13 protein-coding genes and 1 tRNA gene are annotated in these 13,582 nt (G+C 71.4%); 9 read left to right on the forward strand and 5 right to left on the reverse strand.

Features of this window, described 5'->3' with window-relative positions; genetic code table 11:
* Positions 1–49: 49 nt before the first annotated feature.
* On the forward strand, positions 50–1,105 hold the full coding sequence (gene hrcA, locus BLW78_RS04895; protein ID WP_020091867.1) for a heat-inducible transcriptional repressor HrcA: 1,056 nt from the start codon (positions 50–52) through the stop codon (positions 1,103–1,105).
* A 54-nt stretch (positions 1,106–1,159) separates the two neighbouring features.
* Here hrcA and BLW78_RS04900 read toward each other — a convergent pair whose 3' ends face one another.
* Positions 1,160–1,969 (reverse strand): DUF1236 domain-containing protein, encoded by an 810-nt coding sequence (locus BLW78_RS04900; protein ID WP_091677148.1) that lies wholly within the window; start codon positions 1,967–1,969, stop codon positions 1,160–1,162.
* A 239-nt stretch (positions 1,970–2,208) separates the two neighbouring features.
* Here BLW78_RS04900 and BLW78_RS04905 point away from each other — a divergent pair, with 239 nt between their 5' ends.
* From BLW78_RS04905 to BLW78_RS04915, 3 genes are all read left to right on the forward strand, one after another.
* Entirely contained in the window at positions 2,209–3,573 is a 1,365-nt protein-coding gene (locus tag BLW78_RS04905) for an MFS family transporter (RefSeq protein WP_091677151.1), read from the forward strand.
* 82 nt (positions 3,574–3,655) lie between these two features.
* A complete protein-coding gene (locus tag BLW78_RS04910; RefSeq protein ID WP_020091863.1) occupies positions 3,656–4,861 on the forward strand; it encodes an alpha/beta hydrolase in 1,206 nt (401 codons plus the stop codon).
* A 54-nt stretch (positions 4,862–4,915) separates the two neighbouring features.
* Positions 4,916–5,197, forward strand: a complete 282-nt coding sequence (locus BLW78_RS04915) for a DUF2312 domain-containing protein (RefSeq protein WP_020091862.1) — start codon at positions 4,916–4,918, stop codon at positions 5,195–5,197.
* A gap of 54 nt (positions 5,198–5,251) precedes the next feature.
* Here the strand turns inward: BLW78_RS04915 and BLW78_RS04920 are convergent, their stop codons facing one another.
* Positions 5,252–6,229: a phosphoribosylaminoimidazolesuccinocarboxamide synthase gene (locus BLW78_RS04920; RefSeq protein ID WP_091677153.1), complete on the reverse strand. Its 978-nt coding sequence runs from the start codon at positions 6,227–6,229 to the stop codon at positions 5,252–5,254.
* Positions 6,230–6,441: 212 nt separating this feature from the next.
* Here BLW78_RS04920 and BLW78_RS04925 point away from each other — a divergent pair, with 212 nt between their 5' ends.
* The gene (locus tag BLW78_RS04925; protein ID WP_091677156.1) at positions 6,442–7,194 is read left to right on the forward strand and encodes a Crp/Fnr family transcriptional regulator; all 753 of its coding nucleotides are present in this window, start codon (positions 6,442–6,444) and stop codon (positions 7,192–7,194) included.
* 104 nt (positions 7,195–7,298) lie between these two features.
* Here BLW78_RS04925 and BLW78_RS04930 read toward each other — a convergent pair.
* The 3 genes from BLW78_RS04930 to BLW78_RS04940 form a co-directional block, all read right to left on the reverse strand.
* Positions 7,299–7,374, reverse strand: a tRNA-Phe gene (locus BLW78_RS04930).
* A gap of 103 nt (positions 7,375–7,477) precedes the next feature.
* Positions 7,478–7,663, reverse strand: coding sequence for a DNA gyrase inhibitor YacG (gene yacG, locus BLW78_RS04935; protein WP_020091859.1), 186 nt, complete (start codon positions 7,661–7,663; stop codon positions 7,478–7,480).
* Positions 7,660–8,313, reverse strand: a complete 654-nt coding sequence (locus tag BLW78_RS04940; protein WP_091677159.1) for a Maf-like protein — start codon at positions 8,311–8,313, stop codon at positions 7,660–7,662. Before BLW78_RS04940 ends, yacG begins: the two co-directional genes overlap by 4 nt.
* 379 nt (positions 8,314–8,692) lie before the next feature.
* On the opposite strand from BLW78_RS04940, the gene BLW78_RS04945 reads away from it, so the two are divergent.
* From BLW78_RS04945 to BLW78_RS04960, 4 genes are all read left to right on the forward strand, one after another.
* Positions 8,693–8,902: a hypothetical protein gene (locus BLW78_RS04945; RefSeq protein WP_091677162.1), complete on the forward strand. Its 210-nt coding sequence runs from the start codon at positions 8,693–8,695 to the stop codon at positions 8,900–8,902.
* A 170-nt stretch (positions 8,903–9,072) separates the two neighbouring features.
* Positions 9,073–9,318, forward strand: coding sequence for a hypothetical protein (locus tag BLW78_RS04950; RefSeq protein WP_020091856.1), 246 nt, complete (start codon positions 9,073–9,075; stop codon positions 9,316–9,318).
* A 235-nt stretch (positions 9,319–9,553) separates the two neighbouring features.
* On the forward strand, positions 9,554–10,762 hold the full coding sequence (gene phaZ / locus BLW78_RS04955; RefSeq protein ID WP_091677165.1) for a polyhydroxyalkanoate depolymerase: 1,209 nt from the start codon (positions 9,554–9,556) through the stop codon (positions 10,760–10,762).
* A 137-nt stretch (positions 10,763–10,899) separates the two neighbouring features.
* Positions 10,900–13,548, forward strand: coding sequence for a TIGR02302 family protein (locus BLW78_RS04960; RefSeq protein ID WP_244526771.1), 2,649 nt, complete (start codon positions 10,900–10,902; stop codon positions 13,546–13,548).
* The last annotated feature ends 34 nt before the right edge of the window (positions 13,549–13,582 follow it).

The following is a 13,582-nucleotide window of genomic DNA, read 5'->3' on the forward strand; positions in this document are numbered from 1 at the left end:
GGATGACCCCGTGACACACCCCAGTCCCAACTTCTCGAACGGCCAAGCGATGCAGGCGCTCGCCGCCCTCAACGAGCGTGCCCGGGAGATCTTCCGGCAGATCGTGGAGAGCTACCTCACGACCGGCGAGCCGGTCGGTTCCCGGAATCTCGCGCGCATCCTCCCGATGGCGCTGTCGCCGGCTTCGATCCGCAACGTCATGGCGGATCTGGAGCATTCCGGCCTCATCTTCGCGCCGCACACCTCCGCCGGCCGCCTGCCGACGGAGCTCGGCCTGCGCTTCTTCGTGGACGCGATGCTCGAGCTCGGCGACGTCAGCCAGGACGAGCAGGCGCGCATCGAGGCGCAGATGCGCGCCGCCGCCTCGGGTCACACCTTCGACTCGGCCCTGGCCGAAGCCTCGACCATGCTGTCCGGCGTCTCCCGGGGCGCCGGGGTCGTCCTGACCACCAAGGCGAACGTCAACCTGAAGCACATCGAGTTCGTGCGGCTCGATCCGGCCCGCGCCCTCGTCATCCTCGTCTCGGACGACGGCTCGGTGGAGAACCGCCTCGTGGACCTGCCGGCGGGCCTGCCGGCCGGGGCCCTCCAGGAGGCGACGAACTTCCTCAACGCGCGCCTGCAGGGGCGCACCCTCGGCACGCTGCGCGCCGAGATCGAGGCCGGCCGCAAGGCGATGAAGCGGGAGCTCGACGCGATCACCGAGCGCCTCGTCGATGCCGGACTGGCCACGCCGGTCGGCCCGACGGAGGCCCGCCAGCTGATCGTGCGCGGGCAGGCGAACCTGCTCGACGACTTGCGCGCGGTCGAGGATCTCGAGCGGATCCGCCTGCTGTTCAACGATCTGGAGACCCAGAAGGACGTGATCGATCTCCTGTCCCGCGCCGAGGGCGGCGAGGGCGTGCGGATCTTCATCGGCTCGGAGAACAAGCTGTTCTCGCTCTCCGGATCCTCGCTGATCGCGGCGCCGTTCCGCGACGGCTCGCAGAAGATCGTGGGCGTCGTCGGCGTGATCGGTCCGACCCGGCTGAACTACGCGCGGATCGTGCCGATGGTCGACTACACGGCGCGCGTGGTGTCGAAACTCCTGGACGGCGGACGGTAGAGGGCACCGGGCAGAGGATCCGCCCGGCCCACCGACCTTCCTGTGATTGCCCGCTCAGGCCGGGATCACGTCCACGATCTCGTAGGTGTCGGGATCGATGATCACGATGTCGTCGCGGACCAGGACGAAGTCGTAGCCCTCGTATTCCGGCACCAGCTCGATGATCGCCGGCGGCAGCCTGTGGAGCCTGACCGAGCGGGGGATCGCGGTGCCGATCGCCAAGCCGAAAGCCACGTCCCGGAGCGGCGAGACGCCCAGACGCGTGATCGAGCTGCGGAACTCGGTTCGCTGACGGGTGTCGAGGCGGCCGACAGCGCCGCGGACGGCGCCCCGGTCGCGGGCACCGGCACGGCCGTCCCGTTCGCCGGCCGGACCGCGACCGCCGCGCTCGGGACCGGCCGCGTCGCGGTTGCCCCGCTCGGGTCCGGCACCCGGCTCGCGGCCACCACGATCGCCGGCACCGCGTTCACCCGCACCGCGTTCACCCGCACCGCGTTCGCCCGCACCTGGATTCGCGGCCGCGCCGCCCCGGTCCGCCGGTCCGTTGCGCTCGGCCGCGCCGCCCGGGCGACCCGGTCCCTCGGCGCCGCGCGGCCCACCCTCGGCACCGCCGGGACCGCGCATCGCCCCGCCTTCGGGCGCGCCGCCCCTCATCCCGCCGCCGGCACCGCCAGCAGGGCCGCCGGCCGGGCCGCCGCCGGACGGACCCGCGCCCGCTCCGGCCCCACCACCCGGGCCGCCGGCGCCGCCGCCCGCACCACCGGGTCCGGCCCCTCCGCCGCCCGGGCCGCCCTGCGCGAACGCCGTCGCCGCGCCGGCGACGACGATGGCGGCCGCGACCGCGTCTCTCAGAACTCGCTTCATGGCCTCTTCCTCCTGCGGTGGTCGGAACGCCATCGACGCCCACGCCGGCCCGCAACGGGGTCCTGAGGCGAACCGTTCCCTCCCGCGGCACTGTGGACCCGCGGCCGGTGACACCGCCCTGCGCTGTCCTCGGCTAAGTCGGATCACGGTCTTGCGATCGGGCGCGTCACCTGTAACGTCGCGCCGCACCAAGAAGAGACCGGCCTCGGCCGGCACCAAGATTGATCGACGGAGACGCCATGTCCGCCTCGCGCGACGATACGATCGGTATCGCACCGAGCGACCTCGATGATGCCGCGGACCGCAAGCGCCGGATCTGGGCGATCGTCGGCTCGTCGTCGGGCAATCTCGTCGAGTGGTACGATTTCTACTGCTACGCGTTCTTCGCGCTCTATTTCGCGCCGGCCTTCTTCCCGAAGGGCGATTCGACCAGTCAGCTCCTGCAGACCGCCGGCATCTTCGCGGTGGGCTTCTTCATGCGGCCGATCGGCGGCTGGCTGTTCGGGCGCATCGCCGACCGCGTCGGCCGCCGCACGTCGATGGTCATCTCGGTGCTGATGATGTGCTTCGGCTCGCTGCTGATCGGCATCCTGCCGACCTACGAGCATGTCGGCACGCTGGCGCCCGTGCTGCTGCTGCTCGCGCGCATGCTTCAGGGCCTGTCGGTCGGCGGCGAGTATGGCACCTCGGCGACCTACATGAGCGAGGTGGCGATCAAGGGGCGGCGCGGGTTCTTCGCCTCGTTCCAGTACGTGACGCTGATCGGCGGCCAGCTCCTCGCCTCGCTGGTCCTGGTGCTGCTGCAGACGGTGATGACCGGCCCGGAACTCACCGCCTGGGGCTGGCGCATCCCGTTCTTCATCGGCGCCGCGCTGGCGGTCGTCGCGCTCTATCTCCGGCGCTCCCTGGCCGAGACGAAGGACAGCAGCGACAAGGAGACCGCCGGCACCTTCGCCGCGCTGGCCAAGCACTGGCGGGCGTTCCTGGTCGTGGTCGCCTACACGGCCGGCGGCTCCCTGAGCTTCTACACGTTCACGACGTACATGCAGAAGTACCTCGTCAACACCGCCGGCATGCCGAAGACGTCGGCCTCGCAGACGATGACGGTGGTACTGTTCGTCTACATGATCATTCAGCCGATCTTCGGCGCGCTCTCCGACAAGATCGGCCGCAAGGCGAACATGCTGCTCTACAGCGGCCTCGGCACGCTCATGGTGGTGCCGCTGATGACGGCCCTCGGCACCAACAAGGACCCCTACCTCGCCTTCGCGCTGATCACCCTCGGGCTCGCCGTGGTGTCGTTCTACACGGGCATCAGCGGTATCGTGAAAGCCGAGCTGTTCCCCACCAACGTCCGGGCGCTCGGGGTCGGCCTCTCCTACGCGATCGCCAACGCCACCTTCGGCGGCACCGCCGAGTTCGTCGCCCTGTGGTTCAAGGACGCCGGCATGGAGAGCACGTTCTTCTGGTACGTGACCGTCCTGATGGCGATCGCCTTCGTGGCCTCGCTGATCATGCCGAACCCTAAGGTCCACGGCTATCTCGACGGCGCGGGCACCGTCGAGGAGGCGCTGGGGAAGAAGCCGCGCCTCGCCCACGCCTGATCGGCCGCCCGGCTGGACCGGGCCGGACTTTCACGCTGATATGCCTCCCGCCGGGCGCGCCAGACGCCCGCGGGAGGACGCCATGTCGAGGAACGCCGCCGCCGGGGCGCTGGCCCTGCTCTGTCTCGCCACCGCATCGCCGTCCCGAGCCGCCGAGCCGGGTGCCGCCGACGGGCCGTTCAGGCCGACGCAGCCCGCGGGCTACTTCTTCGTCGGCGGCCGCTACGCCACCGCGGGCGGCAAGACGACGGCGTCCGGCCAGATGTTCGTGGAGTACCGCGTTCCGGAGCGGGTGACGCAGCCCTACCCGATCGTCCTGGTGCACGGCACCGCCCAGACCGGGACCAACTTCCTCGGGACGCCCGACGGCCGGCCGGGCTGGGCCGACCGCTTCGCCGCGCAGGGCTTCGCGGTCTACGTCGTCGACCAGGTCGGTCGCGGCCGCTCGGGCGGCGACCCGGACACCTACGGCCCCTACGCCCGCCTGCCCGCCGAGGATCTGGAGACGGTGTTCACCGGGCAGGAGCGCTCCGCGCTCTACCCGCAGGCGAAGCTCCACACGCAGTGGCCGGGTGGCGCCGGGATCCGCGGCAACGCCGCCTTCGATCAGTTCTACCTCTCCCAGGTGCCCTACATCGCCAGCGCGCTGCGGAGCGAGGAGCTGGTCGACCCGGCGCTGATCGCCCTGCTAGAGAAGATCGGCCCGGCGATCCTGCTGACGCACTCGCAGGCGGGCGTCTTCGGCTGGGCGGTGTCGGATCAGCGGCCCGACCTCGTGAAGGCGCACGTCGCCGTCGAGCCGAACGGGCCGACGTTCTACGACATCCGCTTCAAGGGCGGCGCGGACTGGTACGAGCGCGTCGGCGAGGCCCGGGCCCGGCCCTACGGCATCACCCGGGTGCCGCTGCACTTCGAGCCGCCGGTGAGCGGCCCGGCCGACCTGACGGTCGTCCAGGCGGAGAGCGCCGCCGCGCCCGACCGGATCCGCTGCTGGCTCCAGGCCGAGCCCGCGCGCCGATTGCCGAACCTCGCCCGGGTGCCGGCGGTGATCGTGACCGCCGAGGCGTCGTTCCGGGCCACCATGGACGATTGCACGGCAGCCTTCCTGACTCAGGCGGGCGCGAAGCCGGACCGGCTGGCGCTCGCCGACCACGGCATCCGCGGCAACGGCCACATGATGATGCTGGAATCGAACAGCGACGCCGTGGCGGACGCGATCGCCGGGTGGATCCGGAACCGGGTCCAGGGCCCGGTCCAGGGCCAAGTCGAAGCGCCGGCCCGGCCTTAACCCACCGCTTACCCTGTCGGGCGAGGGTGCCCCCGTCATCCGACGAGGGACTGCATGACCGACATGACCGACACCGTGGGCGTCGCGGGCGACCGCATCCGCTCGATCATCGAGCGCGTGGAACGGCTGGAGGAGGAGATCAAGGACCTGATGGAGGCCAAGAAGGAGGTCTTCGCCGAGGCCAAGGGCGAGGGTCTCGACGTGAAGGTGCTCAAGGAGATCCTGAAGATCCGCAAGCAGGACAAGGACGAGCGCGACGAGCAGGAGACGCTCCTCGACGTCTACCTGCGCGCCATGGACGCGCCGTCGCCGGCCCCGATCGCCGCGGCGGCCTGACAGGCTCGACCGGGTGCGGCGCCGGGCGCCGCACCTCCTGTCCCGACCCCGAGGCTACGCCGCGAGATAGGCGGCGATGTTGCGCCGGATCCGCTCCAGGGGCTCCTCGGCCGGGTCCGGCAGGACGAAGCGCTTGCCCGTGATCGTCTCGTAGGCGCGGATGTAGACCGCCGCGGTCTCCAGGACGACCTCGGCGGGGATCTCCGGGATCGCGTCCTTGTACGGGTCGCAGCGGGCGACGACCCAGTTGCGCACGAAGTCCTTGTCGAAGCTCTCCGGGGCCGAACCCGCGGCGAAGCGCTCGGGATAGCTCTGCGCGAACCAGTACCGGCTGCTGTCCGGCGTGTGGATCTCGTCGGCGAGGACGATCCGGCCCTCGGGATCCGTGCCGAACTCGTACTTCGTGTCGGCCAGGATCAGGCCGCGCTCCGCCGCGAGCGCCGTCCCGCGCGCGAACAGCGCCAGGGCCGCCCCCGACACGGTCTCCCACTGCGCGCGCGTCAGCAACCCGCGCTCGAGGATCTCCGCCTCGGTGAGCGGCTCGTCGTGGCCGCCGTCGAACGCCTTGGTGGTCGGCGTGATGATCGCCTCCGGCAGGCGCTGGTTCGGCCGCATCCCGTCGGGGAAGATGTGGCCGTACATGTCCCGCTCGCCCGCGCGGTAGCGCGTCAGGATCGAGGTCGACGTGGTGCCCGCGAGGTAGCCGCGCACCACCACCTCCACGGGCAGGATCTCCAGGCGCCGGCCGACCACCACGTTGGGATCGGGATAGGCGAGGACGTGGTTCGGGCACAGGTCGGCGGTCTGCTCGAACCAGTAGCGGGCGGTCTGGGTCAGGACCTGGCCCTTGAACGGGATCGCCGCGAGCGCCCGGTCGAAGGCGCTGATCCGGTCCGACGTGATGAGGATGCGACGGCCGTCGGGGAGGTCGTAATTGTCCCGGACCTTGCCGCGGTAGTGCCGGGGCAGCTCGGGCAGGGTCGCGTCGCGCAGGACCTGATGCGCGTGCGGGGCGAGATCTGCCGTGTTCATCGGGCTTTCCGTCAGGCTGAACGGCGATCGCGCCGCCGGACTTCTGTGCGCGGACGGGGCGGGAAATTCCAGTCCCGGCCTCACCGAGGGCGCCCGGCGCCGGCCCTCGCCCTGGTCGCGCCCGACCGGGACCCTACACTTACGCGGGGACCAACGACGGTGGACGACCGGCCGCGCGACGCCGAGCGCTTCTGCCGGACGGCCGAGGCGCGATGAACGAGACACCCCAACCGTCGGTCAGAGATCCGTTCCTGCGCCGGATCGAGACCGTGGCCCTGTTCCGGCTGTCCGACGCGGAGCGCGCCGCCCTCGTCGCGCTCCCGCTGCAGGTCGCCCAGTTCGAGCCCAACCAGGACATCATTCGGGAGGGCGACCGGCCGTCCCGGAGCTTCACGCTGCTCAGCGGTATCGCCTGCACCTACAAGTCGACACGCGCGGGCAAGCGGCAGGTGATGAGCTACCACGTGCCCGGGGATGTGCCGGATTTCCAGAGCCTGTTCCTGGAGGTACTCGACATCAACATCGCCACGGTGAGCGCCTGCCGCCTCGGCTTCGTCCAGCACGACGCGGTCCGGGCGATGCTGCGGGCGCACCCGCGCCTCAACGAGGTGTTCTGGCGCGCGACGCTGATGGACGCCGCCCTGGTCCGGGAATGGATGCTCAACACCGGGCGCCGGGAAGCGTATGCGCGGATGGCCCACCTGTTCTGCGAGCTGATGACCCGCCTCGACGCCGTCGGGCTGGCACCCGACCGGACCTGCGACCTGCCGATGACGCAGCCCGAACTCGCGGATGCCCTCGGGATCACGTCGGTCCACGTCAATCGGACGATCCGCGATCTCAAAGCCGCCGGCCTGATCACGCTCCGGGGTCGCCGCCTCACCGTCCACGACTGGGCCGGGCTGCAGGAAGCGGCCGAATTCGATCCGACCTACCTGCACCTGCGCGACGCGGAGACGCGCTGATTGGGACGCGCGGACGCGCGCGACCTGCAGCCGAGTATTGTCAGAAAATCGAGGATCCTGTCGCCGGCTCTACCGATCCGATGGTCGGGGGCTCAGCGGGATGATGGTGCCCAGGGACGGAGTCGAACCGCCGACACTGCGATTTTCAGTCGCATGCTCTACCAACTGAGCTACCTGGGCGTCGTCCGCGCCGGTGCCGGCCTCGGACGTCGCGGGGTATAGTGAGTGCTTGGCGGCCTGTCCAGCCTCGCGTGACATCGACGGGACCGGAAGGCCGAAAAATTCAGCGCTCCGGATCCGGCGGGGGCGGCGGCGCGTCGGGATCGAGCTCCTCGGGGATCGCGTAGCGCTCGTTGAGCCAGCGCCCCAGATCGACGTCGGCGCAGCGCTGGGAGCAGAACGGCTGGAACTCCGGCGCGGACGGTTTCCGGCAGATCGGACAGGGCGGCGGCCGGCGTTCACGGTTCATGCGAGGGCGCCCCACCCGGCCCGCACAGGATACCCCTCGCCGTCGAGCAGGCTCAGGGTCTCGTAGAGCGGCAGGCCGACCACGCCGCTGTACGAGCCGACCAGCTTGACCACGAAGGCCCCGGCCAGGCCCTGGATCGCGTAGCCGCCGGCTTTGCCGCGCCACTCGCCCGAGGCCACGTAGCCCTGGATGTCCCGGCCCGAGAGCCGCTTGAACCGGACGCGGCTCTCGACGATCCGCTCGCGGCGCCCGCGGGGCGAGAGCACGCAGACCGCCGTGTAGACCCGGTGCTGCCGGCCCGAGAGCAGGCGCAGGCAATCCGCGGCCTCGTCGGGGATCTCGGCCTTCGGCAGGACGCGCCGCCCGACCGCGACGACCGTGTCGGCCGAGAGAAGCCAGGTCGGCGTCGTCGTGTCCTCCAAGTGGAGCGCCGCCTCGGCGGTGGCGAGCTTCGTCCGCGCGAGGCGCCGCGCCAGCTCGCGCGGCGGCTCGGCCTTGCGCGGTGTCTCGTCGATCTCGGCGGGCAGGAGCGCCGCTGGCTCGATACCGATCTGCTGGAGCAGCGCGAGACGGCGGGGCGAAGCGGACGCGAGCACGAGTCGCGCCGTCGGCTCCTGCGTCGCGCCGATCGCTTCAGGTTTGGCGTCCATGATGTCCCGTTCGCACAATCGACCGGAGCCGCGCGACCGGAGCCGTGCGCGCCCTGCGCGGCGGCACTTCGTCGGCCGGGACAGGCTCGATGCGCCTGCCTGATAAGGGAAGGGGTCCGGCTTGTGAACTCGAGCGGGTGCCGACGCCCTGGCGAACGCGCGTGGATTCGCCTGGGCGATCCCGCGCGGCCCGGTGCGTCCGCGGGCAGCGTTGCTCAGGTCTGGCGGCGCCTCGGCGTGACCGGGGGCGCCGGCGAATCCAGCTCAGAGCCCGGCGCGAAAGCGTCCGCAAGAATAGCGCAAAATGTCGAGGCGGCACGTAACCCATCGTTAACCACGATCGACGCAGGATGGCGTCACTCCAATGGGATCGTCATCGATGCTGAACGCTGACCCGCTCGTGCCGCGCCCGAAGCTCGTCAATGCGGGCCTGCTCGCCCGCGCCCTCGACGGGCTCCGGCCGCAGGTCGCCTCGCCGGTCGAGATGTGGCAGCGCCTCACCGATCAGTACGTGGTCGACCTCGACGCGGTCGCGGCGCTCCTGCCCGCCGACGAGCCGGAGACGCGCTGGCTTCCCGCCCGCGACTGAGGCCGGCCCGGACGGCACTGCACCTCTCAAGGGACGCGTCGTGCTGCGCTGGCACATGACGTGCTTCAAGTCTTCAGCAACCGGAGGAAGCGACCAGGCAACGACAACGCGGTGGCTCGCACGCCGGAGCACCCCGCGGACCTTTCGATCACTCGAAGCCGAGGTCCGTCATGTCGGAATTGCTCTCCGTTGCCCTCGTCTGTGCCGGCACGCTGCTGGCCCAGGACTGCTCGCGCGACACCGCCCTCGACGTCATCGTCGCGCCGGCGCACACGCCGATGGAATGCCTGATGCACGCCCAGACGATGGCCGCCCAGGCGGGGTTGCCCGGGGGCAGCGACCGGTACCTCAAGGTCGCCTGCGAGCATCGTCGGAGCGAGTCCGACCCGCGCCCCGTCATTCGCCGCGCCTCGTGACGGCGGGGGTGTGCCGGGCGATTCGGCACACCCGAATGTGATCGGCGCGGCGCGTGGTGCATCAAAGTCACGTCACGACAATTCTTGTTCGCATCCGCCTATCGGACAGTTGCCGCCTCCGGGAACGGGACCCATCCTGCACGGCCACGCTGATGCAACCCTCACTCCGGCATCCGCCAACGTTGCCGCCCCGATGGCCCGCGTGCCGGGCAGGGCTCAAGCGAGTGCCTGCCCGATGCTGTACGACGCGTTCGATCTGCAGACCGACATGGCCGCCCAGACCCGGGCGTGGGGGCGGCTGCTGAACGACATCTGGTCGCCCTGGGTCGGGTGGGGCGAGCCGGCGACCTGGATGTCCGCCGGGGCCCGGATGATGATGCGCGCGGGCCTGACCTTCGCGCGGCCGCCCTACGGCATCGAGTCGGTGAATGTCGGGAACCGGAGCGTCCCGGTCTCCGAGGAGGCGGTCGAGGTCACGCCCTTCGCCACCCTGCTCCACTTCAAGAAGGACATCCACACCGAGCAGCCCAAGGTGCTGATGGTGGCGCCGATGTCGGGCCACTTCGCCACGCTGCTCCGCGCCACCGTGCGCACGATGCTGCCCGATCACGACGTCTACATCACCGACTGGCACAATGCCCGGGACGTGCCGCTCTCCGACGGGACCTTCGGCTTCGACGACTACGTGAGCCACCTCATCCAGTTCCTGCGGACCATGGGCGAAGGCGCCCACATGGTGGCGGTCTGCCAGCCCGCCGTGCAGGCCCTGGTGGCCGCCGCCGCGATGGCGCAGTCGAAGGACCCGGCCGCCCCGCGCAGCATGACCCTGATGGCCGGCCCGGTGGATTGCCGGATCAACCCGACGGGCGTGAACGAACTCGCGACCTCCAAGCCGATCGAGTGGTTCGAGAAGAACCTGATCGCCACGGTGCCGTCGCGCCACAAGGGGGCCGGCCGCAAGGTCTATCCGGGTTTCGTGCAGGTCTCGGCCTTCATGGCGATGAACGCCAAGCGCCACGTCCAGGGCCACGCCGACCTGTTCTGGCACATGGCCAACGGCGAGCACGACAAGGCCGAGGCGATCGAGACCTTCTACGACGAGTATTTCGCGGTGCTCGATCTCGCCGCCGATTTCTACCTCGAGACGGTCAAGACCGTGTTCCAGGACCACGCCCTGGCCCGGAACGCGGTGTCGTATCGGGGCGAGCCGATTGACCTGCGCGCGATCCGTCGCACGGCGCTGATGACGGTCGAGGGCGAGCGGGACGACATCTGCGCGGTCGGGCAGACCATGGCGGCCCACGACCTGTGCTCGGACCTCGCCCCGTACATGCGGACCCACCACCTCCAGGCCGGCGTGGGCCATTACGGCGTCTTCGCCGGGCGGCGCTGGGAATCGCAGATCTACCCGCAGGTGCGCAACTTCATCCAGGCGCACAACTGACCGGCGCGCCGGTCGGGCCGCCGTCGCGCCGATTTGACCCGCCGACCCGCGCGGCCCACCATGCTAGGCACGTGTGACGGGGCCCGCCGGGGGCGGCTCCGTGGGCCACTCCTTCGGCGTGAGGCGGAACGGTCGGCGTGATCGGCAGCAACGGCACCGAGAGCAAGACCCGGGTGGGCGGAGCGGACGCGGCGTCCACGCGGCTCGACCGGCTCGTGGCGCAGGCGCGGGCGGCCGCCCTGTGGGAGCAGGCCTGGCCCGTGCTCTGGCGCGGCATCGGCGTCTTCCTGCTCTTCCTGGTCGTCTCCTGGGCGGGCGTGTGGCTCGACCTCACGCCGCTCTGGCGCCAGATCGGCCTCGGCGCCCTCGCCATCCTGCTCGTCGCCGCGCTCCTGCCGCTGATCCACATCGCCCGGCCGGACCGGCGCCTCGCCCTGGCGCGGCTCGACCGCGAGGCCGCTTCCCGCGATCCGAAGCTGCGGCACGGGCCGGCCTCGGCCGCCCAGGACAACCTCGCCGTCGGCGCCGCCGATCCGGGGAGCCGGCTGCTGTGGGACCTCCACCAGCGCCGCGCCGCGCAGGCGATCTCGGCCCTGCGGGTCGGCCTGCCGCGGCCGGGCATGACCCGGCACGACCCCTTCGCGCTGCGCGCCGGCCTGGTGGTCGCGGCGGTCGCCAGCCTGTTCGTGGCCGGCCCCGAGTGGCGCCAGCGGATCGGCGCCGCCTTCGACTGGCAGGAGCCGGCGGCGCCCGGCCCGAACTTCCGCGTGGACGGCTGGATCGACCCGCCGCTCTACACGCGGCTTCCGCCGCTGCTGATCGCGATGGACGGGAGCGACCAGCACCTGCGCGCGCCGGTCAACGCGCAGCTGATCGTGCGGATCGCCGGCCAGGGCAAGGCCGCGTCCGAGACGACCCTCACGCCGAATGCCGGCCTCGTCCCGGTGCCGGGCCAGGAGGCGCGCGCCGACCTGCGCGAGGAGCGCTACCGCATCGTCGGCGGCGCCGCGCTGACGATCGTCACCCCGGCGGGCAAGCAGCGTCTCACGGTCGACGCGATCCCCGACCGGCCGCCGGAAGTGACCGCCGTGGGCGGCCCCGAGGTGAACGGGCGCGGCACCTTCAACCTGACCTACCGGGCGAAGGACGATTACGGGATCAGCTCGGCCGAGGCGGTGATCGAGCCGCTGAAATCCGCGCGGGCCCTGGTCCCGGTGCCGCAGATCAACCTGGCGCTGCCGGGCGACGCGAGCGGCGACACCGACACCAAGACCCTCGTGGACCTCACCGAGAGCCCGTGGTCCGGCGCGAAGGTCCGCTACCACATCGTCGTCAAGGACGAGGCCGGCCAGGAGGGGCGCACGCCCGACACCGAGATCGTCCTGCCGGCGCGGCCGTTCCGCGAGCCGCTGGCGCGCGCGCTCGCCGAGCAGCGCCGCCGGCTCGTCATCGCGCCCGACACGGATCGCCGCTGGGTCCAGGGGGCGCTGGACGCCCTGCTGGTCGCGCCCGACACGTACACGCCGCAGCCCGCGATCTTCCTCGGCCTGCGGACCGCGACCGAGCGCCTGCGCCGCGCCCGCACGGATGCCGACCTCGTCGCGGTGGCCGACCTCCTCTGGGAGATGGCTCTCAAGATCGAGGACGGCGACCTGTCGGACGCCGAGAAGCAGCTCCGCCAAGCCCAGGACCGGCTGAAGGAGGCGATCGAGCGCAACGCGCCCGACGACGAGATCAAGCGCCTGACGCAGGACCTGAAGCAGGCGCTCGACAAGTTCCTGTCCGAGATGGCGCAGAAGCAGGGCCGCGAGCCCCGCGAGCAGAGCGAGCGCGGCCAGAACAACGGACAGACCAAGACCGTCACGCCGGAGGATCTCGACAAGATGATCCAGGACATGGCGGAGGCGATGAAGCGCGGCGACACCGCCGAGGCGCAGCGCCTGATGGAGCAGCTGCGCAACATCCTGGAGAATCTCCAGACCGCCGAGCGCGGCGGTCGCTCCGATCAGGCGTCCCGCGAGATGCAGAAGCAGATGCGCGATCTCGACGCGATGTCGCGCGAGCAGCAGGGCCTGCGCGACGAGACCTTCAAGGACGGCGAGGAGCAGCGCGACGGCCAGCGCCCGCAGAACCGCGGCCAGCCGCAGCAGGGACAGCGCGGCCAGCAGGGCCAGGGGCAGCAGGGCCAGCGCCAGCAGGGTCAGAAGGGTCAGCAGGGGCAAGGTCAGCAGGGTCAGGGCCAACAGGGCCAGAACGGTCAGGGGCAGCAGGGCGAGGGCCAGCAGGGCGGCGTCGGCGAGCGCCAGCAGGCGCTCCGGCAGCGGCTGGAGGACCTTCAGAAGCGCATGAAGGAGAACGGCATGCGCGGCGAGCAGGGCCTCTCCGACGCCGAGGACGCCATGCGCGAGGCCGAGAACGCGCTGAAGGACGGCGATTCGGACGGCGCGGTCGACGCGCAGGGCCGCGCCCTCGACGGCCTCAAGCGCGGCGCCGACGGCATGGCCCAGCAGATGCAGGAGATGGCCGAGGGCCAGGGCGAGGGCCAGCAGGAGGGCGGCCAGCAGCCGGGCCAGCAGGGTCAGGCCGGCGCGCGCGACGACGATCCCCTCGGGCGCCCGACCCGCGGCCGCGACATGAGCGACGGGCGGGTCCGCGTCCCCACGGCCGACGAATCCGCGGTCCAGCGCGCCCGGCGCATCATGGAGGAGCTGCGGCGCAAGCTCGGCGACCCGAGTCGCCCCCGCGAGGAACTCGACTATTTCGAGCGCCTGCTCCGCCGCAACTGAGCGCCCGAGACCTCAACGACGCGCCGAGCCGCAT

The sequence above is a fragment of the Methylobacterium sp. 275MFSha3.1 genome (assembly GCF_900108435.1).
Lineage (GTDB): Bacteria > Pseudomonadota > Alphaproteobacteria > Rhizobiales > Beijerinckiaceae > Methylobacterium.

Bases quoted from the DNA above. Each gene is read 5' to 3' on its own strand.
- hrcA (WP_020091867.1), top strand. From the start codon at position 50: ATGCAGGCGCTCGCCGCCCTCAACGAGCGTGCCCGGGAGATCTTCCGG.
- BLW78_RS04900 (WP_091677148.1), bottom strand. From the start codon at position 1,969: ATGAAGCGAGTTCTGAGAGACGCGGTCGCGGCCGCCATCGTCGTCGCC.
- BLW78_RS04905 (WP_091677151.1), top strand. From the start codon at position 2,209: ATGTCCGCCTCGCGCGACGATACGATCGGTATCGCACCGAGCGACCTC.
- BLW78_RS04910 (WP_020091863.1), top strand. From the start codon at position 3,656: ATGTCGAGGAACGCCGCCGCCGGGGCGCTGGCCCTGCTCTGTCTCGCC.
- BLW78_RS04915 (WP_020091862.1), top strand. From the start codon at position 4,916: ATGACCGACATGACCGACACCGTGGGCGTCGCGGGCGACCGCATCCGC.
- BLW78_RS04920 (WP_091677153.1), bottom strand. From the start codon at position 6,229: ATGAACACGGCAGATCTCGCCCCGCACGCGCATCAGGTCCTGCGCGAC.
- BLW78_RS04925 (WP_091677156.1), top strand. From the start codon at position 6,442: ATGAACGAGACACCCCAACCGTCGGTCAGAGATCCGTTCCTGCGCCGG.
- yacG (WP_020091859.1), bottom strand. From the start codon at position 7,663: ATGAACCGTGAACGCCGGCCGCCGCCCTGTCCGATCTGCCGGAAACCG.
- BLW78_RS04940 (WP_091677159.1), bottom strand. From the start codon at position 8,313: ATGGACGCCAAACCTGAAGCGATCGGCGCGACGCAGGAGCCGACGGCG.
- BLW78_RS04945 (WP_091677162.1), top strand. From the start codon at position 8,693: ATGCTGAACGCTGACCCGCTCGTGCCGCGCCCGAAGCTCGTCAATGCG.
- BLW78_RS04950 (WP_020091856.1), top strand. From the start codon at position 9,073: ATGTCGGAATTGCTCTCCGTTGCCCTCGTCTGTGCCGGCACGCTGCTG.
- phaZ (WP_091677165.1), top strand. From the start codon at position 9,554: ATGCTGTACGACGCGTTCGATCTGCAGACCGACATGGCCGCCCAGACC.